Raw genomic sequence first — 22,442 nt, 5'->3', positions numbered from 1 at the left:
GGATATCCTCTTTTTTTGTTACAAAATATAAAAAACACGTACTTCCCTGATCTGTGATCAAGTAAGAAGTACGTGTCTGTATAAGCTTATTGTTTAAGGAATGAACTGCTGCACGATTTTTACAACCTTACCGTCACGAAGCGTAACATGGTATGGAAATTGGCTGAGGTCCAGAACATCCTTTTTGGCAAAATCCTTCTCAAATTGTGCCAAAGGAATGGATTCGTTCCATTGCACGTCTGTATCTTCTATATTCCCTGTGTGATCATAAATCTGCACCTCTACCGAAGCATCTGGTGCAACCTGATACACGTCATTTTGCACGGAATTGTTTACGATGTAGTAGCCATCCGGCGCTCCGTCCAATCCTGTATTTCCTTCATGCTCCACAAATGCTTTGTCTGCTGCTGCGCCTTCGTACCATTCAATCGGATCTGCTGACAAATAAATTTGTCCATCGCGAATGTCCATTTGGTTTATATATACGGTCTCCTGATTTTCAGCAGCTGCTACAGGTGTGTAGCCTTGTGCTGTTGCCCCTGCCGTCGTAATCAGCATCATCATCAAAGTCAATACGGTCCATTTCGAAGCTAATTTCATCATGTCTGATCTCTCCTTGCCGTTTGGGTATGTACACGGTGTCTGTAAGCTTCATTACCCTTGTGTACCTATCATAAACTTTGAACGGTTAAAAAGTGTATCAGATACATAAAAAATAAGTTACGATTTTTTAAGACTTGGTCTTAAAACTTGATGACATGTCCTATTTACCTTTGTTATTTTAGTAATCCCACCTGACGTGCCTGTTCCTCGGTGAGAATAAACTCTTCATTTTGCCATACCTCGTCCTCTTTGGTTACAGCAAACATCCCCATAATCTCTTTCCAGATTCCTTTGTCGGCGGCTTCCTTTTGTGTAATGATTATTTTCATTTGAATCCCTCTCTCTTATTAGAATACGTGCAATGTGTGTAGCCCACTGCGCAAATAGATGGTTTCTCCGATCGCTGCTCCAAACCCATCTGTCCGCTTCGTACTCAGCTTATCCTTGTCATCCTCATTTTTCATAAGTTTGTCTCAAAACAACAACCATCTAGCAAACTAGTACCGATGCTCAGCTAAAATGTAAATTTTTATAAAAATACCCAACTTCTATATGGAGTCACAGTGCCTGTCCTAAATTTACAAATGGGATAACTGTTCTGCTTATAACATATGTACCCTTTTCTTACCGAAATTATTCGTATCTTATTTGTGATCTTAAAACTTAAGAATAATTTTGTAGGCAATGACCTTTCTTAGATGTGACTAAGCGCTAAAATAAAAACGGCTGCAGGTTATCCTACGAGCCGTTTCTACTAATAAATTTTTATGCCTGGTTAATTCACCGAAACCATCAACATATGCATATTCATTTTTTCTGTATAAACAAATGGTTGCCAAAAGAAATAAAGCAGCGGAGAGGACGGAATTGTTATGAAGAAGCGGAGTATTCGCCTTTGTCCCCGGATTTCTCCCCTTGAACATACAACCAAGAAATCCGGGGGCAACAGCGATCGGAAGAATAATCCGTTCTCGTAGCGAACACAAGCCGCATACCGTTACTTAATTAATTCTGATGTTGCCCTATTTTTACACGGAAAAGTAAAAAGGCTGCACGCATACTGGTTTGGACACGGTTACTTGTTGTCCAGTGTAGGTCAAGCGACCGCTTGCTTTGTCCACTTTGAAGGTAACAATATTGTTGGTGTCGCGGTTAGCCACGAGCATATAGTCACCATTAGGTGTCAAAGCAAAATGACGCGGATGCTCGCCTTCGGCAGATACATGCTCAACCAAGCTCAACTTGCCAGTGGCTCCATCTACAGCGTACACCACGATGCTATCATGTCCACGGTTGGAACCGTACAGATAAGCGCCATCCTGTGAAATCGCAATTTCTGCAGTTGTGTTTTCGCCAGTAAAGTCAGACGGCAATGTCGGTACGCTCTCAAGCTCAGTAAGCTTGCCAGCTTCTGCATCATATGCGAAAGAAGTAATGGAAGAATCCACTTCGTTAATAACAAAAGCAAATTTACCGTTCGGGTGGAACGTCAAGTGACGTGGGCCTGCACCTGCATGGGTTTTCGTTTCACCGTGCAGCACCAGTTGCCCTTTGCTGTCATCAATGGTATAAATACGGATCAGATCCAGTCCAAGATCTTGTACGAACAGGAAGCGGCCGTCCGGGCTAAAGAAACTGGAATGTGGATGTGGACGATCCTGACGCTCAGGATGCGCTCCTTTGCCCTCGTGCTGTTTTACATCCAGCAATTCACCGATACGCCCGTCCTCAGTCAGAGATATCAGTCCTACCATACCTCCGTGGTAGCTGACTACAATCAGGTAACGATCGGATGGATCACGTTGAATGTGGCATGTTGTGGAGCCTACGTTTTCCGCACGATTCAGCAAAGTAAATGTGCCTTTAACCGGGTCAATTTCAAAAGCAGAGGCTTCGCCTACCTTCGCTCCTGCAGCGGAAGTCGTCTCGCCAATGGAATACAGCTTCCGATTTTTAACGTCTACATTTAGAAATGTAGGATTTTTCAAGCCGGAGAACTCATCCTGTAGTGTCAGGGCTCCTGTCTGTTCATTAAAAGTATACGAATAAACTCCGTTACCTTCCAATTCGGCGTAAGAGCCTGCGAATACGAGCAATTTTTGTTGTGCTGTCATGGTTGTGTCCTCCTTGGATTAAAAAATGATGGGCAATTGGAATGATTGCTCCTATTACAGATACTGTTTTAAGAGTCGCGCTCCACCACAGGTTCTGTAGACAATGCTACATTGCCTGCTACAGCACGCGAGATCATGCATGAGGTTTCAGCCTGCTCTGCAAGGCGCAATGCTTGTTCGACTTGCGATTCTGTTGCATCGACGGACAATAGAACTCGTGGACGATGCACGATTCGGCGATATGTAAAAATGTTGTTCGTTACTTCGACAATCCCTTCGGATTCCAGTGCCAGTGATGCCACCGGGAGACTGGCACGCTCCATCATCGCCGCCAAAGTAATCAGATAGCAGGTAGCAGCTGCACCGAGCAGCATTTCATCCGGATTGGTGCCCACACCAGGGCCTCCCATCTCAGCCGGAATCGAAATCGCTGTCCGCAACTGTCCGGCCTCAATACGCCCATCGCTGTTGCGTCCCCCGTTCCAGTCTGCCTTGAGCAGAAAGGTATGCTCCATTTCAGGTCACTCCTCTCTCTTGTATTATGAATGTTTACACAGGTGAATGTAAAGGTTAGTCAATCTCCTGATTTTTAGTTTCGGTACCCAGCAACCATACAGCAACTGCTCCGATCAGGATCGCTACGAAAAAAATCGCAAAGATAGATGGTAACGCTATGCCTTGTCCTACGAGTATACCTACCACAAAAGGCCCGATCACGCCGCCAATACGGCCAAATGCAGCTGCCATACCCACACCGGTAGAACGAGCAGACGTTGGGTACAGCTCCGGGGTATAAGCATACATGGCTCCCCATGCACCGAGATTAAAGAAAGACAGGCAGATACCAGCAGCCAACAACATCCCTGCCGTTTCCGATGTTCCAAACCAAATAGCGGACACTGCCGTGAGCAACAAGTAGATGATCAGTACAAATTTGCGACCCAGCTTTTCAATCAAATAGGCAGCGGTAAAATAACCTGGTAATTGTGCAAGTGTCATGATTAGGACATACTCAAAGCTTTTAACCAGCTCAAATCCCTTCATAAACATCATGCTTGGCAGCCACAGGAACATGCCATAATATGAAAATACAACTGTAAACCATAAAATCCACAGCATTAGCGTAGACTTGCGATGGGGTCCCGACCAAATCGAAGCCAATCGTGCACGCAGCGGAAGTTTGACGCTTTGCTGCTTATAACGCGGTGAATCATCAATAGCTCTGCGCAGATAAAGAGCGTACAGCGCAGGTACTGCGCCGAGAATAAATGCCATTTGCCAACCGTATTTCGGAATAACAAAATAAGCAATAAGAGCCGAAAGAATCCAGCCTGCCGCCCAAAAGCTTTCCAGCAGCACAACTGCTCTTCCTCGTTCTTTTACAGGCACTGATTCTGACACCAGCGTCGAAGCAACAGGCAATTCCCCGCCCAAGCCTGCACCAGCAATAAAACGCAGCACCAGCAGCATTCCGAGACCTGTCGCCAAAGCTGACAAGCCACTGGCTACGGAAAAAATCAGCAGGGTCCACACTAAAATAGCGCGTCTACCGTAACGATCTGCCAAAATCCCTGCCAAGGCGGCTCCAAACACCATTCCTATTGAATTCATCGCAGTCAGCAGACCAATCTGCTCTGATCCGAGATGCCACTCCTTAGCCAAAGCTGCCACTATAAATGAAAGCAGTCCCACATCCATAGCATCAAACAGCCAGCTAAGGCCTGCGCTAAATAGCAATTTTCTTTTTTTAGCTGGGGGTAATGAAGTTAATTCACTCATGATTCGCTCTCCCTTAAAAATGCATCGTATGTAGACGTATATTCAGGTGTCTTGTCACCTGTAGCCCAGCATCTATTGTACCGCAAGCTTCCTGAATCTGCGAGCTTTTTAATGCAAAAAAAACGGAAGATTGCCTACGGCAATTCCCCCGCCTTCTGGAACCTGTCAGTTACCGGTTTTGGACCAGACCGATGATCGTCACCATGAGCACCAGCAGCTGGATGAGTGTATCGTTACTCATTCCAATCGCCTCCATCCCATATGAGATACTCCTTCGGCCGTTTCCCCTCTCCCCGGATTATGACGCTTGTTCCCCAATACATACCTATGCAGGTGGCGGGAAGCTTATGATCAATAATGGATACAAATCTTCATACATTTAAGGTTTAATCCAGGACCACTGTAAATCCATTTCCTGAATGCATTCACGGCTATCATGTTCATCATTGGCCACCAGCGGGGTCACCGGATAGATGCTCATACCACCTTGCTCATACGTGCGTAATAAGGGCAGCAGCTCATCAATGTTCTGGATCGACGGATCTAGCCATGAATCTATTTGGTCTGCTTCCAAAATAGCGGGCATCCGGCTGTCAAATTCACGTATATCCGTATTGGCCTGAACTGTCATCATCGTACAGGTGCGTAACGGCTCCTTTCGGCTATCCTGCCATATTTCATAGAGCCCCGCGACCGCAAACATTTTCTGTTCCGGCAATACCACTCGGACAGCACACATGCGTTTGCCTAATTTTCGCCAATAATAAAAACCATTACAAGGAATAATACAGCGGCGGGTTTCCGCCATCTTCCGATAACTAGGATTTACCCGAACAGTATTCAGGTCTGCATTAACACAATCCTTACCCCAATAAGGAATAAAACCCCAGCGAAATTCATCAAGCACCCGTTCTCCATCCTGATGCAGCACAATTGGAACATGCTGGGTGGGACTCATGTTATAACGTGTTTTATAATAATACATCACACGCTGTATACCAAAATGATCCCTTACGTCATCCAAATCAGCCGATAACGAAAATCTTTTGCACATATGCAATTCATCCTTCCGCCTTTTTTTACCTATTGTGCGGATATACAAGGAAAAATATGCATAAGCGAGGATTTTACAAAAACCTGATGAGCAAAAAAATATATAGCAATATCCCCGCAGTCATGAAGCTACGGGGATAGATACTAACTTATATCGTTATTACTTCTTCTCTACAGCGTGGCCGCCAAATTCATTACGCAGCGCAGCAACTACTTTGCCGTTGAATGTATCAGCATCCAGCGAACGGTAGCGCATCAGCAACGACAAGGCAATAACCGGAGTTGCTGCCTGAAGATCCAACGCTTCCTCAACAGTCCATTTACCTTCACCGGAAGAGTGCATCACCCCACGGATTTCGTCCAGGTTCGCATCTTTGGAAAATGCGCGTTCAGTCAAGCCCATCAGCCAAGAGCGGATAACGGAACCGTTGTTCCACACACGCGCTACTTGTTCATAATCAAAGTCAAAGTTGCTTTTCTCCAGCACTTCAAAACCTTCACCGATGGAAGCCATCATACCGTATTCCACACCGTTATGAACCATTTTCAGGAAATGTCCGCTACCGGATTTACCAGCATACAAATACCCATTTTCCACCGCTGTATCGCGGAAAATCGGCTCAACAACCGCCCAAGCTTCTGGATCGCCACCGATCATGTAACAAGCGCCATTGCGTGCACCTTCCATCCCGCCGGAAGTTCCTGCATCCATAAAGCTGATACCGTATTCTTTCAGACGAGCATGGCGAGCAATGGACTCTTTGTAATGAGAATTACCGCCTTCAATAATGATGTCCCCTTTGGACAACATTGGTTGAAGCTGATCCAGCACAGAATCAACAATTTGGTGAGGAACCATAATCCACAGCACTCTAGGGGATTGAGTTGCTTGTACAAGCTCTTCCAAAGTAGAAGCACCTGCAGCTCCATACTCCTTCATTTCTTGAATTGCGGCTGCATTGACGTCGTAAGCCACAACTTCATGCTTATGATCGATCAAGTTTTTACCAAGATTCAAACCCATTTTTCCCAAACCAATTAATCCTACTTGCATTATAAAGGCCTCCTGCCGTAGCAAAAATATATTTCTGTACAAACTTTTTTTGTTGGACTAAGCACGAACGACTGCTTTTTTAGAGCTTTCGGACTTTTCGTCCAACCACCATGTAAAGCCTTGTTCTTCCAACAATTGATCTGAAGCTTCTGGACCGTAAGAGCCTGCCGCATATGTGTGAAGCGGGACTTCGCCACGGGTAAAAGCTTCGAGTACGGGTTGAACCCACACCCATGAAAGCTCCACTTCATTCCAATGAGCAAAAAAGGTCGAATCGCCGCGCAGCGCATCAAAGATGAGGCGTTCATAGGCTTCTGGAACATCCTTGGCCTCGGAATGATAATTCATCAGAACCGTCTCCAACTGGCCATTGTTCAGCGGATCTCTACTGTTCAGACGGAGCGTTACCTTTTCATCCGGGTTAACATGAATGATCAGCAAGTTCGGATCGGTCGGCTGCCCTTGAGCAGCATAAGGATCTGTATTGTCCTTTTTGAATTCCACAACGATGCGAGTGGATTTTTCTTTCATGCGTTTACCGGTACGAATATAGAACGGCACACCCGACCATTGTTCATTGTCAATCCAAAGGCGAGCTGAAATGAACGTATCATTTTGCGAATCAGGTCCAATGTCCGGCTCCTCTTTATAGGAAGGAACTGCTTTTCCGTTGATCTCACCTGCGGTATATTGTCCTCTAACCACGTTGGAAGCAATATCAGAAGGATCAAGGGCACGAAGCGCGTCCATCACCTTACTTTTTTCATCCCGCACCTGATCAGCCGTAATATGTCCCGGCTTGTTCATAGCCGTCATCATCAACACCTGCAGCATGTGATTTTGCACCATATCACGAATAGCACCGGAGTGATCGTAGTATCCTGCTCGCTCCTCTACGCCTACAGTCTCAGAAGCGGTAATTTGCACATTGGCAATGTACTGATTGTTCCAAACCCCTTGAAGCAATGGATTAGCAAATTTTAAAGCTTCCAGGTTTTGAACCATGGGCTTACCTAAGTAATGGTCAATACGATAAATCTCATCCTCAGCAAAGGTTCTGCTCAGGCGATCATTCAGCTCGCGTGCCGATTCCAAATCATGCCCAAATGGTTTTTCGATAATAAGTCGTTTCCAACCCTTTGTTTCAGCCAAACCACTTTCCCGAATATTGTGGGCAATCACATCAAAAAATTCCGGTGCCACCGATAAGTAAAACATGCGGTTCCCCGGAATTCCCAAGTCATTTTCACGTTGCTCAGCAAGCTGTAGCAGCTTTTTATAATCTTCCGGGTGGTTAACGTTCAATGCACAGTAACGGAAAGCACTTAAGAACTGATCCATCTGTGCACGGTCATCATTCACATGTCTGGAAAAATCCTTAATAGATTGCTCTACATTACTTTGAAATTGTTCGTCCGCCACTTCACGACGCCCCATCCCAATTACAGAAAAGGAAGCCGGAATTTTACCTTCTACAAACAAATTATACAAGGCCGGGTAGATTTTGCGTTTAGCCAAATCCCCTGTCGCTCCAAATAAGACAAATGTCATTGAATCCATGAAATATTCCTTCTTCCCATTATAAAAGATGAGGTTATTAAAAGTTACCTGAGGAATTAACGTAACCCATAATACACCCAAAATAAGGGGCAAGTCAATCAAATTTTAGCGAAATCGTGAACATTCGATATATCCTTTAATGATAACGTTTTCTGTGGTATGATTGACGATAGGAAAGAGAAAAAACTGTTAAAATTGTCACAGTTGATACAATGCATTATAGTTACTATTGGTATACAGAGTTACTTTTAGTATACTGTTTAAAACAACAATGAAATTGAGGGGATTCAGATGAGCGACGACAGGCAGCCTAAGCTTTTGTGCGGTAAGGTGGAACAGTCCTTTCAGATCATCAGCAAAAAATGGACCGCTCTCATCATTCATACTTTGATGGAACATCCCAAACGATTTAGTGAAATTCAAGTTTCCATACCTGATCTTAGCAAACGCATGCTGAACGAGCGCATCAAGGAACTAGAGCTTTCCGGCCTAATCCTTCGCAATGTCATCACAGAGCGGCCTGTGCGGACCGAATATTCGCTGACACGTAAGGGTAAAGAGCTAGGTGATGCATTGAATGGTGTGGAGAGCTGGGCCGAAAGATGGCTCTAAACGGCTAACAGGAGATCGCCCATTACGCTCTCCTGTTATTGTGTTACTCCATGTGGATCATAATACAAGCAATAGGATGAAAATAATGGGACAACCGCGCAATAGCTCATGTTTTCAGATATGAGCCAGGAAAGGATGAGACCGATGGCATTTGGCATTACCCGGCAGGAACTGATGAGCTGGAAAAGAGAGGTCAGTCGTGGCCAGATTGCTTTTCTAACGCATTACTGGCTGGATGACCGCTTTCCAGGCATTACAACTGTCACCAAGGTGGGGTGCTCTGACTTGGATAAGCTGCGCTTATGGTGCAAGCATAACGGATTGGACCCCCAATATATACATCAGCGTCAGCCCTATCCTCATTTTGATCTCATCGGTAACAAACAGATGGAAATTTTAAGCAAGTATGGCATGAACGATCAATTAAGACGCTTCGAGCCTCATCTTCAACCTAGTACACGCCCATCGTTCTAAACCGCAGCTTTCAGAGTTGCGGTATTTTTGTTTTCATACCAGATAATACCTTGTGTATCCAGATCGCTGACATAGCTCCTTCTCCCATCGCAACCGTCGCTTGCTCGGCATGAGCCCCTAAGTCTCCGGCCACCCATACATTTTCCACGTTTGTCATTTTGCTGCGGGGATGCGTCTCAATATGCTTGTTGTGCAGCAGATGTACGCCCAGTTGCTCCGCCAGCTCTGAATGAACATGGTTGCTTCCAAAGGCTAAGAACCCCCGCTCTGCTCCAATCACTTGTCCGTCAGCCAGCCGTACTCCTTCAAAACAGCCCGGTTGTCCCGTGATAATCTCAGAAATGGCTGCTTCCTTATATTCAATCCCTTTTTCCCGCAGCTTCACGATCAGCTCGTTTGGTACTTCTGAACGCTCATGATTGACATAGACAAGGTGATCGGTACGTGCTGATAAAATCAAGGCCATGGAAGCTCCCGCTTTGCCCGCCCCCATGACGACTGTACTGCGATCCTGAACCTCATACCCGTCACAGTCGGGGCACACATACACACTGTTGCCCAGGCAGGCTTGTAGCCCTTCCAGCTTTGGAAAGCGATCCGTCAGCCCTGTGGCCAATAGCAGCGTTTTTGACGTATATACTGCCCCTTCCTCCACTTCAATGTCAAAAAGCTCATCTCTCTTGGTCGCTTTTACCGCCTTGCCATCAACAAATTCAGTGCCAAGCTTCATGGCTTCACTACGTCCAAGCCCTCGCAGCTCTTCACCAGAAATCCCATCAGGAAAACCCAAAATGTTATGATACTGATGACACAGCGTAGATCGACCATAGCCCGAATCTATCACCAGCACCCGATGACTGCTGTATCTGCCCAATTGAATTGCTGCTTGCAATCCGGCGATTCCCCCACCGACAATAATGCAATCGTATTTCATGTCCTAATTCCTCCTTCAAATACGCGCAAATGCTAAACATCTGCCAAAAAAAGCAATCACACTTATGTAAACTTCTCATCCAATTTCAAACATAATATCACCTACATACGGATGAATTAACCTCTCTTCTTCATATATCCAAAAGGTTACATAACCAAAAAATGAAACGACAAACAGCACTACGGATAATCCGTAGCGCTGTATTCAGGTTAAACCTGAAAAATCATACTATTATGATCATTATTTAAATGTTTTTACGCGTTCTTCAATAGGTTGGAATTCCTTGTCACCTGGTTGGAATGTCGGTTTACCAAATGGCATTTCAGCAATCAGTTTCCAATGCTCAGGAATGTTCCATTCGTTTTTCACTTTTTCGTCGATCAAAGGATTATAGTGCTGAAGGGATGCACCCAGTCCTTCTTGCTCCAGAGCCGTCCATACAACCAGTTGCAGCATACCGTTAGATTGATTGGCCCAGATTGGGAAATTGTCCGCATACGCTTCAAATTGTTGTTGCAGACCAGCTATCACGTTGTTGTCTTCAAAGAACAACACTGTTCCATAACCGCTGCGGAAACCGTTCATTTTCTCAGCAGTAGATTTGAATTGTTCTTCATTGCCTACCACTTCCCGCAAAATATCTTCTGTAATATTCCACAGTTTGTCATGATGCTCTCCGAGCAACACTACAGCCCGTGAAGTTTGGGAGTTGAAAGAGGTAGGTGTATACTTCACAGCTTCCTCTACGATCTCTTGAATCCGTTGGTCAGAAATTACTTGTTCTTTGCTAATGCCATAATAGGAGCGTCTGTCTTTCAGCGCTGTGAAGAAGTCTTTAGTCATTTTGTTACCTCCTGAGAAAAATTAATTACTTTTCGTAACTTAATATACATCCTACATATCTTAAAGTCAAGAGATTTCTTTTTAAATATTACCAGTTGGTTGAAAATTATACGCCGTCCTTATATTTTTTCTCACTGGAAGAGGTGTGCTTGGTTGCATCCTTGTCTCTCTCCTCCTGTCTTTCCATCTTTAAATCCTCTACGGGAATGGCATCTACCGTCTGTTCAATTTCAAAACGGTCAAACAAGCTTTCCTGCTCTGTCGGATACTGCTCTGCATGATCACGATTAATCGGCTGTTCCTGATGTTTAGACTCTGTTGTTCCTTTCCCCGTCTGGCTTTTTTGCTCATTCTCACCGTGCAAATTATCTTCAAATGGGGTCATCTTTCTTCCCTCCCTATCGGATTGTGTCCACAGTATACTTTTACCTTTCAGGTTGGGGATTAAACGCAAAAAAGAGAAAATCTCCGAAAGATTTTCTCTACTCATGTTCTTATTAATAGTTGACTGGATTATTGCGAGCTGGATTTACGTGTACACTCATGAAAAAGATGAGGCTCCAGCTTCTCTCCCGCTACGAGCTTCTGCACCAGCTCTGTACCTGAGGCCGGAGTCATTTGACCATACCAATCCCCTTGCGGATATACGATTACAACCGCCGCATCATGACAGCGCCCATTACAACGAGTTCTGGTTGTGTGAATATATGCTTCTGCATGTTGTTTACGAATTTCATCCCGAATTGCTTGGGTAACTTCTTCACCCTCATGTCGCATACATGTGCCTCCATTGCAGATCAACACATGATGCTTCATCGGTTCTAAATCAAAAATAGCCATAGCTTCCCCTTTAATCAACAGTTGTTGGTTTTTGAATCAATGTTTATCTGGATAAAGAACAAGCTGTGCCTCCATCTGCCCGTCTTCAATCGTCAGCACGATAAATGAATATTCGTCTTCACCGCGTTTGTCCGTCGGAGACCCCGGATTAAGGACAAGCAGATTATCTATCTTTTTGACCACAGGAATATGAGAATGTCCAAAAATCAGGCAATCCAGCGTTTCTCCCTTAAACGTATTCAGTGCTATATTTTCTGTCGAGCCGCGCCAGCCGTGACCATGAACCATACCAATCCGCTTGCCTTGGGCTTCAACAATACGTTGATAGCCTAGACGCTCCACGATGTCGGTTCCATCATTGTTTCCGGCAATGCCTTGTACAGGCGCAAATTCAGCTAGACGTTCATATACGAACCAATCCGTCCAGTCTCCAGCATGGAGAATGAGGTCACTGTCTTTTAGCTCCTGTACAAGCCGACTAGGCAGCGTTTTGCTTCTATGTGGCATATGGGTGTCTGAAAGTACGATGATTTTCATATCAAATTCTCCTTACTGGCGTCTTTTACACGGATGAACTTTGTTGTCCAACCCGCTGTTTGAGAGCCTGCTCCAGATCTCGCAACGTAACGGTCTCGAAAAACGCCTGGATTTTCTGCTCTGCCACCGTATATAAACCATCCAATAAAGCGTCTATGTTCCTGCCAACCTCGCAATTATGATTGCTGTCGGTATGGATGGCGAACAGCGGGCCTTCATCCTTGGTCGCTTCATAGATCATTTTCAGATTGATGTTTGAACTCGACATGCTTAGACGAAAGCCGCGCGCTCCCGGTGACGAATCCACCAGACCAGCTTGCTTGAGTCGGCTCATAATTCTTCTCACAACTACCGGATTTGTATTAATGCTGGAAGCAATAAGTGACGAAGTCATTCGCTCAGGTGCCCCTTCAGCCAGAAGAAGCAGACAATGGATACTAACGGAAAAATGGGTACTCATGTTAACCACCTTTATATGTGTGCCTCATTAAATGTTTGATAAAATGCATGTTTCCATCATACCACATTAGAGGCAGCGACACAGTGCTTACTACTCCTTACTCTGGAAAATAGTCATTTTCTGGGCGTACTCGCACTTTTAATTGGCGCACACTATATTCCAACTGCTTAATGATATCCTCCAGTTGACGACGGTCAAGTGCATTAAAGTCGGCTGCAGGCTTGGGTGCATTTTTCAAATCACGTATGGTTGCCTGCTGCTCCTGCCACTTGTCCATCAGGTCGGCTATATTGGCATAAAAGCGTTCATAATCCTTGATCACTTCATCCAGAAAGGCATCCACCTCATCCGGATCATAGCCGCGCATTTTATTTTTAAACTGTTTCTCATGAATGGAGAGCGCGTCCAGCTGAATGCCCAGTTGTTTAAACAACTGCTTTTGCTTATCCAGACGACGCTTCATATGTTCATCCATCGGTTTTCCCTCCTTAACACACTATTCTTTTTATATCACATTCTAGGCTGGGAATAAAAGTCTCTGCTGATTGCTCAGGTCTATGAACGGGTATAAAAGAGCATACACACCACTCATACAGACCATGAAGGGGAGAGATGATCATGAACCATTTGAACGATTCACAGCTTGCAGAGCTGAAACATATGTTACTGGAGCAGAAAAATGATTTAGAAAAACATTTTAAACAAAACGGTCAGGAAAACACACAATTGGGAGAAACACTGACAGATTCTACAGGTGAGCTCTCGTCCTATGATAACCATCCCGCCGATATAGGGACGGAAACCTTTGAACGTTCTCGTGATCTGGCGATTAATGAGTCACTGGAAAACGAGCTGGAGCAGGTTAATGCGGCCCTGAAACGGATGAAGGATGGGACGTATGGAATATGTGTGGAGAGCGGGGAAGAAATTCCTTTTGAACGGTTACAAGCCATTCCATATACAGCCTATACAGTTGAGCACACTCCAACACGAGAATTATCGAATGATCGTCCAATCGAGGAACAGGTTATGACTCCGCCGCCCAAAGGTGCAGGTGAGGTTCGCCAACGGAATGCAGGACGATTTGACGATGCGGGCGCATGGGACGCAGTGGAAAAATACGGCACATCAAACTCGCCTGCGACAGCCGCCAAGCGTGATGTCACAGATTATGATGAAAATATGTGATGCTCGAATGTACAAAAACTCATTAAAAATATCTATGTATTTGTTCATCTAGAAAAGCAGCTTGTCCATAGACAGGCTGCTTTTCTATGTCTTCCGGAAATACGATGATCACGCTTACCCAATTTCTATCCGCTTTCGACTGCGAGCTGACTCAATACAAGCGTCGATTACTTTCATATTGCTTACCGCATCTTCTGGCTCATATGGCAACGGAATACCGTCAAGCACCGCTTCGGCAAAAGCATCTGCTTGCAGTTCAAAGGAATTAAAACCTTTCAAACGTTCCTCACGCGTAACCGAACCAACGTGAACGAAAATTTGCGGTACAACAGACGTTCTTTCCCAACCAAACATCTTAGGCATTGCAATCGTACCCTTGCTACCGAGAATTTCCATATTGGAACGATTGGCTGCCCACATGCCACAATCGAAAGTAAGGTTGACTCCACCCGGAAATTCCAGCAGACCGGAGGCCATCATATCAACGTTATCATGCTCAGGGGAAAATAAAGCATGTACCGTCACTGCCTCCGGCTCTCGATCCAAATACATACGAGCGGCTGAGATCGGATACACGCCCACATCATATAACGAGCCGCCGCCCATGCTTTTATTAAAGCGTACATTATCTGCCTGATCAGTATTGTTAAATGTAAAAGTACAATGAATACCGCGAATGTCACCAATTTCCCCACTATTGATGATTTCCTTAATTCTTCGATGTTTGGGATGATAGCGATACATAAAAGCTTCCGCAAATGTCACTCCGGCACGGCGACATGCTTCAATCATGCGGCTTGTCCCGGCCGAGCTAAGCGAAGATGGTTTTTCACACAAAACATGCTTCCCGGCCTCCGCTGCCTTAATGGTCCACTCTTCATGCAGATGGTTTGGCAATGGTATATACACCGCTCCGATTTCGGGATCAGCCAACAGCTCTTCATAGCTTCCATAACTTCTCGGAATATCGAACTCCCGGGCGGCCTCAGCGGCTTTATCCGCATTACGACTAGCAATTCCAAGTACTTCTCCGCGTTCGGATTGCTGAATCGCCGGAATTACAGCGATTTTGGCGATCTCCGCCGTGCCTAAAATTCCCCATTTCAGCTTTCTACCCATCATTCTCATCCTTTCGTAGTTAGGAATAGTTGTCTTGTTCCGCTTTATGCAGCATACCTAAGCAACGATCCAGATCAGCTTTGACCTGCTTTTTGTACAATCGGGCTTTCTCCTCCCCATCGTCTGTAAAATGATAAAGCACAATCTCCTGAAAATCTACACGCGGGTCTGTTCCTTTTAATCGTTTGGTACGATAAAAAACACCTTCCTGAACCAGTTCATGCAGTGCCCGGTACACCTCGCTTTGAGGCGGAACATATCCGAAACTACTAAACTCATCTTTCATCGATTCGAGCATCTGATATCCATATCCGCGATGCCTCTCTACCATTGTGATCAGATAAATTTTGATAAAAGCCCGCTGGGATATCATAAACGCCATTTCACAACCTCCTCTACATCTTATTCAAGTCTCTTATCTTCCATTATAAACCACTCTGCGTCCATAGACTATTTCCTTTCATAAATATGAGAGTTTACGAGAACTCTCCGTCCCTTGAGACCTGCTTGAAGGTGACGAGAGCTATGGAATGAAGCATTATAGAGTAGTGTGCATAGTGCTGAGGAGTGATTTTATGGTTTTCTATTGTGAATTTTTCATATGTTGAAACAACATAATAATACAAAAAAAAGTATCCCTCGGCCTTCTTCTGAAAGCTTCGGGATACTTTTTGTGAAATAATGTAACTTTATCGCTGAATCAAGCTTGCTTTTGGAAGGCTGGCGGACTTCCAGCCGGGCGGGGACGAATTCGAAGCCCCACGATCCATTTGCCCAAAGGCAAATGTGCCAGCAACCATGTTCCAACAAGAGAAAAGATTATACAGAGAACGAATGAAGCCAGTGTACGAAGAACGTGACTCCAATCTGTAAACAACGTTCCATCAAAATAGTAGGTTACGCGCAGCATAAAGGCGTGCATCAGATATGCTCCATAGGACAACGTTCCCATGACGGTCAGCATCCGCGCCGCACGTCCTCCCTTGTGAGCAATCCACGTTGCTACCCGATAAGCTACAAAAATAGACGTGATGCAATATACAGCCATAACCGGACGCAGCAGAGACAAATAGTTAAAAGAAAGGATCGTACCTCGCGGCGTCTGGAACTGACCGATCATCTCATACAGCAAGTATCCTGTGATCACGATAAAGAGCGGCCAGTATATCAACTGCGCCTTGATAACCCAAGCATTCCAACGCTTGACATTCACCCCAGCTGCCGCTCCTAATATAAAATAAAAGAAAAAATAGATCACATTCCGGTCAGCGTATATGGTAAACCAAGAAGAAATGACGGGAAGCTGGAGCTGATCCATCGCTTGATATACGGGTCCCACCGCCAACATAAGCAAAATATAGAGGACGCCGAATCCAGCCAATGCAGCGGGTCGCCATGTTGACGGCAGTAGCGCAGACAAACGACGTACAGCATAACGAAACACGGGAAATAACACATAACATTGGATAATCATAATGATGTACCACAGATGATAGCTGCTTTTCCCGTTCAACAGCTTCTGGAAAAAATCTAACGGGTGAATAAATCCTCCACCTTGGGCAAGCTGATTCCCCAACTCGTATAAAAGAGACCATATGATATAAGGAACGATGATGTCCATGAATCGTTTACGTAAAAACGTTCCATATTTTAAGGCCCCATCATAATTGTAAAATAGCACCATTCCAGTAATGAACACAAACACAGGTACCGCAAATTTGGAACACAGCAGTAATAGGGTCATTACAACTCCGTCCTGGATGCGCGCCCCCGGCGCAACCGCATAGTGTGCGACGGAATGCTGAAGAACAACGGCTGCAAAAGCCAACCCTCTCAGCAAAGCGACTTCGGAAATTCTCTCTTTTTGACTCATGTCACTCTCCTGTTACATCTAGCAATTTATAAATCTATTATAACGACAATCCTGTAAAAATATATAGAGGGATAATGGTGCCAATGCCAAGCAAAGCATCATCTATCTTAGGTATATTCAATCAGTAGCTAGCACATAAAAGCAGCAGTCTCCTCACGGGGAGACTGCTGCTTTAGAAAACCTATAAAAGAGGACGGAGCCAAATTATTGTAAATTACGTTTCCACCAGCCATGTGATGGTTACAGGTTCCTTCTAGTATCTGTGTACGCATCTGTCCGCGTATCCGCCACCGTATCATCATATGTTCTGTAACGATCCGCATTCAGAGAACGGTTGGTGCGGAAAATATCATATACATCCCGGTGGTGATCAGCGGAATCTACCAGAACCAAAATCTTGCCCTGATCGACGTATGTCTCGTATTGACGAGCATCATCTTCTGGAATGCCCAGTCCAACCAGTCCACCGACCAAGCCACCTGCTCCCGCTCCGACAGCTGCTCCCGTAAGGGTAGCCGCGATAGGTCCAGCAGCAAGAATAGGTCCAATACCCGGAATCGCCAAGGCACCGATGCCTGCCAGCAAGCCAGCGACGCCGCCTACAACACCGCCGGTAGCCGCTCCTGTAGCCACGCCCTCTGGTGCTTTGGTGCCTGTCTCCTCACTAATCGTCCTGAGGTCGTCACGGTCACGTGTAATCACAGAAATTTCACTGCTTGGGATTCCTTTGCTCTGCAATTGTCCAATCGCACGAGATGCTTCTTGCTCGGTATCAAAAACACCAACAATTTTCTTTTCATTATAATCGTTTAAGTTATTAGCCATGATAGTTACCTCCCAATATGTTGTTGTTGAGTGGTTCGTTTTTTTATTACCCCACTATCCTGACGTTTAAACGATTTTACAAAATTCGCAATGATGTCTACTTCAAGTTCGGCTTCCGATCATCGCTTAGGTTTTGCTCTGTTAGTCGCCACAGCTTCTAGTGGATCATCCGGCCAATAATGCTTGGGATATCTGCCTTTTAGGTCCTTTTTAACTTCAAAATAAGTCTCGCTCCAGAAGCTGGACAGGTCAGATGTCACTTGCACAGGTCGCTGGGCTGGTGACAGAAGGTGCAGCACAATCGGCACACGTCCACGTCCAATACGGGGCGTATCCTTCATGCCGAACAGTTCTTGTAGTCTCACTGCCAGCGATGGTGCCTCAGGTTGCGAATAATCGACAGGAATACGAGAACCACTGGGTACACGTATATGCGTCGGTGCTTCCTGTTCAAGCTGCTGCCGCTGTTCCCAATTCAACCTGCCAAGCAGCAATTCGCTACTGTCCAGTCGTTGCAAATCAGCTAAATTTTTTGCTCCAAGTGCAAAAGGCAACAGCCACGATTCCAGTGAATCCAGTAGCGCAGATTCTGAGCTGTCTGGCCATTCCTCAGGTGCTGAGAAATGCATAAAAATCAAACGTGCCTGCAACTGAAGAGTTGGCCGACTCCAGGTCAGCAGTTTGAGACCACGTTCCCGGACACCCTGCATTAAGGCAGCCGCGATTTCCTCTGCCGGAGGTCGCTCGTAAGACGTCTCCTTTAAGATGAGCGAGCCCAGCCGAATTACCTTGCGGGCTCTCACGGCTGAAGCGGAGCTATCCCAATATACATTGGCTTGTTCCAGCAGTAAATCGCTGCAATGCTGGATCAGCTCTTGCAGTTCAATCGGTGCCGCCAACTGAATGGCACCATCTGCTCCCTCGTCGTCTACTTCGGCGGCGACGAGATAGGGCGAACGCGACATCCACTCCACTTGTCGGAGTCGCGCCCCCCGGCCGCCGCTGAGTAAAAAGCGGCCATCCCCTCTGCCCTGCGCGATCCGATCCGGATACGCGAAGGCCAGCAGCAGCCCGCAGGCCGCGGAGCCGTCGGGCTCGTCCTGCGTTGCGGCTGCGTCCGGCAGCGTGGCTAGCAGCTGCCGACTCTCCTGCACGATACGTCGAATCACCGTATCGTCTGCCGCCCCCAGCAAGCTGTGCGTACTGCGGGCGTGAGCCGCCTCGCGCAGAGCATCCAGCCGCGGGAGCAAATCCGTTCCGCGATGAGCACGGAACGGGTCCCGCTCTTGCAGCAGCGCCGCCAGACGGCTGGCAGTCGGAGCCAAGCCAAGGGCCGCTGCGCGCAGCAGCATGTGCCCCAGGCGCGGGTGCGTGCCCAAGGCGGATACTTCGCGCCCATGCGCGGTAATGCCGCCTGCTGTACCATCGGCCGCAGCCTCCAGGCAGCCAAGCTGACGCAGCAGACCTGTGGCCTGACGGTATGCCGCCTCAGGCGGGGCATCCAGCCAGGCCAGCTCGGCGGGTTCGCGCACGCCCCAGGTCGCCAGCTCCAGTGCGAGTGAGGCCAGATCGGCCGCCGCGATTTCCGGACGGCTGGCATCTGGGAGCGCGGCATGCTCCTGCGCGCTCCACAGCCGATAGCACACGCCCGGCTGGAGACGGCCAGCACGCCCGCGCCGCTGGTCGGCGGAGGCCTTGGACACCTTGACGGTGGTCAAACGGCTCATGCCAGTTCGCGCGGAAAATACCGATTCCCGTGACAGTCCGCTATCAATTACCACCGTGATCCCGGCGATGGTCAAGCTGGATTCGGCAATTGAGGTGGCTAATACCACTTTACGGCTGTCCGGAGCCGACGGGCGTAGTGCCTCATCTTGCTGCTCCAGCTTCATGCTGCCGTACAGCGGAATGATTTTGACGGAGGCCGGTAAATTTCTGGACATCAGTTCTCGTTCTGTTCTATGAATTTCTCTAGCCCCTGGTAAAAACACCAGTAAATCGCCTTCATGGGCATAAAGCGCCTTTTCTACCGTCTCAGCCGTAAAAGACTCTAATGAGGTTGACGAAGGCTTGGACATATGCAAGGTTTCTACCGGAAATACGGTGCCTGGGCACTCCAGTAAGGGTGCATCCCCTAGCAGTCTGCATACAGGCTCTGCCTCTAGGGTGGCAGACATGATTAATATTTTCAGATCCGGTCGCAGCAGCGCCTGGCTTTGCAGGGCAAGTGCCAAGCCCAAGTCTGCATGCAAGCTGCGTTCGTGAAACTCATCAAAAATAATCAGCCCGACTCCCTCCAAAGCCTGATCATGTTGCAACATCCGGGTCAGTACGCCCTCCGTAACCACTTCAATCCGCGTGCTTGGTCCTACCTTTGTATCCATACGAACGCGGTAACCTACGGTCTTCCCAGTTGACTCGCCTAGCGCCCTTGCCATTTGCGCTGCTGCCGCACGTGCTGCCAAGCGTCGCGGCTCCAGCATAATTATCTTTTGCTCCGCCAGCCACGGCTCATGCAGCAGTTCTAATGGTGTTACTGTTGTTTTCCCCGCTCCCGGCTGTGCAATCAGGACCGCCGCTGAATGGGATAGCAAGGCATGCTTAAGCTCGGGGATGACTTGCGTAATAGGCAATTGTTTATCTGTCAATGAAATCTCTCCAATGATACGCTTGAGGCGTAGAATCTAAGTTTGAATTCTTTTGCTATTGTGAATTTTTCACTACCTGTAATTATTGAAAAGCGAATAAAAAATGTTAAACTGGTCCACAGCAAAGGGATTTCATCTCATCTGTCGTGCATGATTCTTCTAAATCTATTATACAGATATTTAAATTTGCCGTCTGGTCCTCGCAGGTATGCACACTTTCCCGTGCCAGTTCCTATACTTGTCGGGATGCACTCGCGGCAAGATCGTTTTATAATATAGTTGATATGGATTGCTAAAGGACGGATTGTAGAAACACGGAATACAGAATCGAGGTAACTTCGTATGGAATTACAAACCCAACCCATTAGAGGAGGATTTGCGATGGATCGGGCTGGATTGGGACGAAGGACCCGACATTGGCGGTCCCTATGGTCCTTACAGTCAGAGCCAGCGACTGGAACGCTTCCAATCTGCATTGGAGAAACTCCAGGGGCAAGATTTACTGTATCCTTGTTTTTGCAGTCGGGCAGACATTATGGCTGCCGCCCATGCTCCGCACGGACTGTCGGGTGAAGGACCTGCATATTCAGGGGCATGTCGTAACCTTAGCTCTTCAGAAGCTCTAGCTAAAGCACAGCATAAACTCCCTTCACTTCGTTTTAAAGTACCGCAGCATTCAGATACTGTTATTTCTTTTCATGATCAGGTAGCTGGTCATGTATCCTTCCGTGCGTCGGAGGGGGGCGATTTTATCATCAAACGGGCAGACGGCATGTTTTCCTATCAGCTTGCCGTCGTCATCGATGATGCGGACATGCATATGACCGATGTGCTGCGCGGATATGATCTTCTCGATTCGACTCCCCGTCAGCTATTGTTATACCAAGCACTGGGCTTAGTGCCGCCACGTTTCGCACACGTCCCCCTTGTCCTGGGTCCGGATGGACGTAGACTGGCCAAACGACATGGTGGCGTAGCACTCCGAGCCATGCGTCGGCAAGGAATTACACCGGAAGCCGTCATTGGCTGGCTCGCCTACTTTTCCGGGCTGCTGGATTCTCCCGAGCCTGTGAAGGCTGTGGATTTAATCGATAGCTTTCATCTGGACAAGCTCCCTCGGGAGCCAGTCATCCTAACTAAACAATGTCTCATGAAATTATCTGCACTGCAACGGTAATGAGATTAAACACAGAAAGCAAAGTGTATGGACAAGGGCATTCTGCCCTTTGCTCCTCTCGCTGTTATTCCTCCAGTCGCTGACGCACAGCAGACTCATATTCATAAAATACAGACGACATATTCAGCCCTCTTTCCTCCAGCAGCATACGAAGACGAAGTGATTTCTCAGTCAGCCTGCGACTGATCCGCTGTTGCTCTCCTGCCTCATGGCAAGCGTGAAGCAAATCACGTAACTGGACACATTCCTTTTGCAGCTGTAGCTCTTCCGGTAAAATACCTGCATTTTTCAACAGCTTGTACGACATCCGCAGCTCTTCTGGAACATGTGACAAATCCTCAATCACCAGTGGCTTGCCCTCTCCCGGCAAATGATCAAACTCACCTTTGGCCATCGCCTCGGCAATCTTCTGCTCTGCCATTCTAGAGAACATTCTCATCACTCCTTGTAATAAGTGTCCTATGTACAATCTATATTAAATAAACCGGGAGTCCTTTGCCACTGTTGCTTACATATAATGAGGTTGTCCTGTATTCCTGTAGGAGTAAGATGGTTATTCTTCGATCCCAAGCAATTTACATACTTGTTCTCTATATTTTTTGGCCTTGCGTGTTCCGTGAATGAGATTGGACAAGCGGCTAGCAGGAATATGATAGGTGTCACAAAAAGTTCTCTGATCCATTTGAATTTCAACTAGCTTTTGTTTGATTTTCCAGCCGAAAGGGGTTACAGGATTTCGTTTATTCAAC

26 protein-coding genes are annotated in these 22,442 nt (G+C 46.7%); 4 read left to right on the top strand and 22 right to left on the bottom strand.

Going from position 1 to position 22,442, the window contains the following annotated elements; translation table 11 throughout:
- Positions 1–93: 93 nt before the first annotated feature.
- The 8 genes from EGM68_RS10830 to zwf all read right to left on the bottom strand — a co-directional run bounded on the left by EGM68_RS10830 (position 94) and on the right by zwf (position 8,163).
- Positions 94–603 (bottom strand): hypothetical protein, encoded by a 510-nt coding sequence (locus EGM68_RS10830; RefSeq protein ID WP_090735370.1) that lies wholly within the window; start codon positions 601–603, stop codon positions 94–96.
- A 173-nt stretch (positions 604–776) separates the two neighbouring features.
- Complete coding sequence (locus tag EGM68_RS25695; protein ID WP_165264003.1) at positions 777–932, bottom strand: hypothetical protein; 156 nt, start codon at positions 930–932, stop codon at positions 777–779.
- Positions 933–1,631: 699 nt separating this feature from the next.
- On the bottom strand, positions 1,632–2,717 hold the full coding sequence (locus EGM68_RS10825) for a lactonase family protein (protein WP_058829541.1): 1,086 nt from the start codon (positions 2,715–2,717) through the stop codon (positions 1,632–1,634).
- Positions 2,718–2,785: 68 nt separating this feature from the next.
- On the bottom strand, positions 2,786–3,232 hold the full coding sequence (locus EGM68_RS10820; RefSeq protein ID WP_058710487.1) for an OsmC family protein: 447 nt from the start codon (positions 3,230–3,232) through the stop codon (positions 2,786–2,788).
- 55 nt (positions 3,233–3,287) lie between these two features.
- Entirely contained in the window at positions 3,288–4,496 is a 1,209-nt protein-coding gene (locus EGM68_RS10815; protein ID WP_040101514.1) for an MFS transporter, read from the bottom strand.
- 379 nt (positions 4,497–4,875) lie between these two features.
- On the bottom strand, positions 4,876–5,550 hold the full coding sequence (locus tag EGM68_RS10810; RefSeq protein ID WP_129549135.1) for an SOS response-associated peptidase: 675 nt from the start codon (positions 5,548–5,550) through the stop codon (positions 4,876–4,878).
- A 159-nt stretch (positions 5,551–5,709) separates the two neighbouring features.
- Positions 5,710–6,603 carry a phosphogluconate dehydrogenase (NAD(+)-dependent, decarboxylating) gene (gene gnd / locus EGM68_RS10805; RefSeq protein ID WP_013370842.1) on the bottom strand — a complete coding sequence of 298 codons (894 nt, stop codon included), beginning with the start codon at positions 6,601–6,603 and terminating at the stop codon, positions 5,710–5,712.
- Positions 6,604–6,660: 57 nt separating this feature from the next.
- Complete coding sequence (gene zwf / locus EGM68_RS10800) at positions 6,661–8,163, bottom strand: glucose-6-phosphate dehydrogenase (protein ID WP_129549134.1); 1,503 nt, start codon at positions 8,161–8,163, stop codon at positions 6,661–6,663.
- 291 nt (positions 8,164–8,454) lie between these two features.
- On the opposite strand from zwf, the gene EGM68_RS10795 reads away from it, so the two are divergent.
- Complete coding sequence (locus EGM68_RS10795) at positions 8,455–8,775, top strand: winged helix-turn-helix transcriptional regulator (protein WP_014599691.1); 321 nt, start codon at positions 8,455–8,457, stop codon at positions 8,773–8,775.
- Between the two features lie 144 nt (positions 8,776–8,919).
- Positions 8,920–9,249, top strand: coding sequence for a hypothetical protein (locus EGM68_RS10790; protein WP_058829536.1), 330 nt, complete (start codon positions 8,920–8,922; stop codon positions 9,247–9,249).
- A gap of 10 nt (positions 9,250–9,259) precedes the next feature.
- Here the strand turns inward: EGM68_RS10790 and EGM68_RS10785 are convergent, their stop codons facing one another.
- From EGM68_RS10785 to EGM68_RS10755, 7 genes are all read right to left on the bottom strand, one after another.
- Positions 9,260–10,183 (bottom strand): NAD(P)/FAD-dependent oxidoreductase, encoded by a 924-nt coding sequence (locus EGM68_RS10785; RefSeq protein WP_129549133.1) that lies wholly within the window; start codon positions 10,181–10,183, stop codon positions 9,260–9,262.
- 240 nt (positions 10,184–10,423) lie between these two features.
- The gene (locus tag EGM68_RS10780; protein ID WP_040101518.1) at positions 10,424–11,026 is read right to left on the bottom strand and encodes a nitroreductase family protein; all 603 of its coding nucleotides are present in this window, start codon (positions 11,024–11,026) and stop codon (positions 10,424–10,426) included.
- Between the two features lie 106 nt (positions 11,027–11,132).
- Positions 11,133–11,411 carry a hypothetical protein gene (locus EGM68_RS10775; RefSeq protein WP_013370835.1) on the bottom strand — a complete coding sequence of 93 codons (279 nt, stop codon included), beginning with the start codon at positions 11,409–11,411 and terminating at the stop codon, positions 11,133–11,135.
- 128 nt (positions 11,412–11,539) lie between these two features.
- Positions 11,540–11,866 (bottom strand): (2Fe-2S) ferredoxin domain-containing protein, encoded by a 327-nt coding sequence (locus tag EGM68_RS10770; protein WP_040101520.1) that lies wholly within the window; start codon positions 11,864–11,866, stop codon positions 11,540–11,542.
- 36 nt (positions 11,867–11,902) lie between these two features.
- Entirely contained in the window at positions 11,903–12,403 is a 501-nt protein-coding gene (locus EGM68_RS10765) for a metallophosphoesterase family protein (protein ID WP_013370833.1), read from the bottom strand.
- Between the two features lie 25 nt (positions 12,404–12,428).
- Positions 12,429–12,863, bottom strand: coding sequence for an Rrf2 family transcriptional regulator (locus EGM68_RS10760; protein ID WP_013370832.1), 435 nt, complete (start codon positions 12,861–12,863; stop codon positions 12,429–12,431).
- Between the two features lie 97 nt (positions 12,864–12,960).
- A complete protein-coding gene (locus tag EGM68_RS10755; protein ID WP_013370831.1) occupies positions 12,961–13,338 on the bottom strand; it encodes a DivIVA domain-containing protein in 378 nt (125 codons plus the stop codon).
- Between the two features lie 143 nt (positions 13,339–13,481).
- On the opposite strand from EGM68_RS10755, the gene EGM68_RS10750 reads away from it, so the two are divergent.
- Positions 13,482–14,051, top strand: a complete 570-nt coding sequence (locus EGM68_RS10750; RefSeq protein ID WP_064963293.1) for a TraR/DksA C4-type zinc finger protein — start codon at positions 13,482–13,484, stop codon at positions 14,049–14,051.
- Positions 14,052–14,165: 114 nt separating this feature from the next.
- On the opposite strand, the gene EGM68_RS10745 is transcribed toward EGM68_RS10750, so the two are convergent.
- From EGM68_RS10745 to hrpB, 5 genes are all read right to left on the bottom strand, one after another.
- Complete coding sequence (locus tag EGM68_RS10745) at positions 14,166–15,170, bottom strand: Gfo/Idh/MocA family protein (protein ID WP_013370829.1); 1,005 nt, start codon at positions 15,168–15,170, stop codon at positions 14,166–14,168.
- A gap of 19 nt (positions 15,171–15,189) precedes the next feature.
- Positions 15,190–15,552, bottom strand: coding sequence for a replication termination protein (locus EGM68_RS10740; protein WP_013370828.1), 363 nt, complete (start codon positions 15,550–15,552; stop codon positions 15,190–15,192).
- A 318-nt stretch (positions 15,553–15,870) separates the two neighbouring features.
- A complete protein-coding gene (locus tag EGM68_RS10735; protein ID WP_025679007.1) occupies positions 15,871–17,043 on the bottom strand; it encodes an acyltransferase in 1,173 nt (390 codons plus the stop codon).
- A 240-nt stretch (positions 17,044–17,283) separates the two neighbouring features.
- Positions 17,284–17,868, bottom strand: a complete 585-nt coding sequence (locus EGM68_RS10730) for a general stress protein (RefSeq protein ID WP_013370825.1) — start codon at positions 17,866–17,868, stop codon at positions 17,284–17,286.
- Positions 17,869–17,987: 119 nt separating this feature from the next.
- Complete coding sequence (gene hrpB / locus EGM68_RS10725; RefSeq protein WP_129549132.1) at positions 17,988–20,516, bottom strand: ATP-dependent helicase HrpB; 2,529 nt, start codon at positions 20,514–20,516, stop codon at positions 17,988–17,990.
- Between the two features lie 319 nt (positions 20,517–20,835).
- Between hrpB and EGM68_RS10720 the strand changes: the two genes are divergently transcribed.
- Positions 20,836–21,693 carry a glutamate--tRNA ligase family protein gene (locus tag EGM68_RS10720; protein WP_129549131.1) on the top strand — a complete coding sequence of 286 codons (858 nt, stop codon included), beginning with the start codon at positions 20,836–20,838 and terminating at the stop codon, positions 21,691–21,693.
- A 64-nt stretch (positions 21,694–21,757) separates the two neighbouring features.
- Here EGM68_RS10720 and EGM68_RS10715 read toward each other — a convergent pair whose 3' ends face one another.
- Together EGM68_RS10715 and EGM68_RS10710 are read right to left on the bottom strand one after the other, a co-directional pair.
- Positions 21,758–22,132, bottom strand: a complete 375-nt coding sequence (locus EGM68_RS10715) for a DnaJ family domain-containing protein (protein WP_025364688.1) — start codon at positions 22,130–22,132, stop codon at positions 21,758–21,760.
- A gap of 114 nt (positions 22,133–22,246) precedes the next feature.
- Entirely contained in the window at positions 22,247–22,441 is a 195-nt protein-coding gene (locus tag EGM68_RS10710; protein ID WP_113050541.1) for an XRE family transcriptional regulator, read from the bottom strand.
- Position 22,442: the final 1 nt, after the last annotated feature.

Source organism: Paenibacillus sp. M-152 (genome assembly GCF_003856555.1).
Lineage (GTDB): Bacteria > Bacillota > Bacilli > Paenibacillales > Paenibacillaceae > Paenibacillus > Paenibacillus polymyxa_C.
Note: the sequence above shows the minus strand (reverse complement) of the source record. Positions and strands in the feature narration are given on the sequence as shown.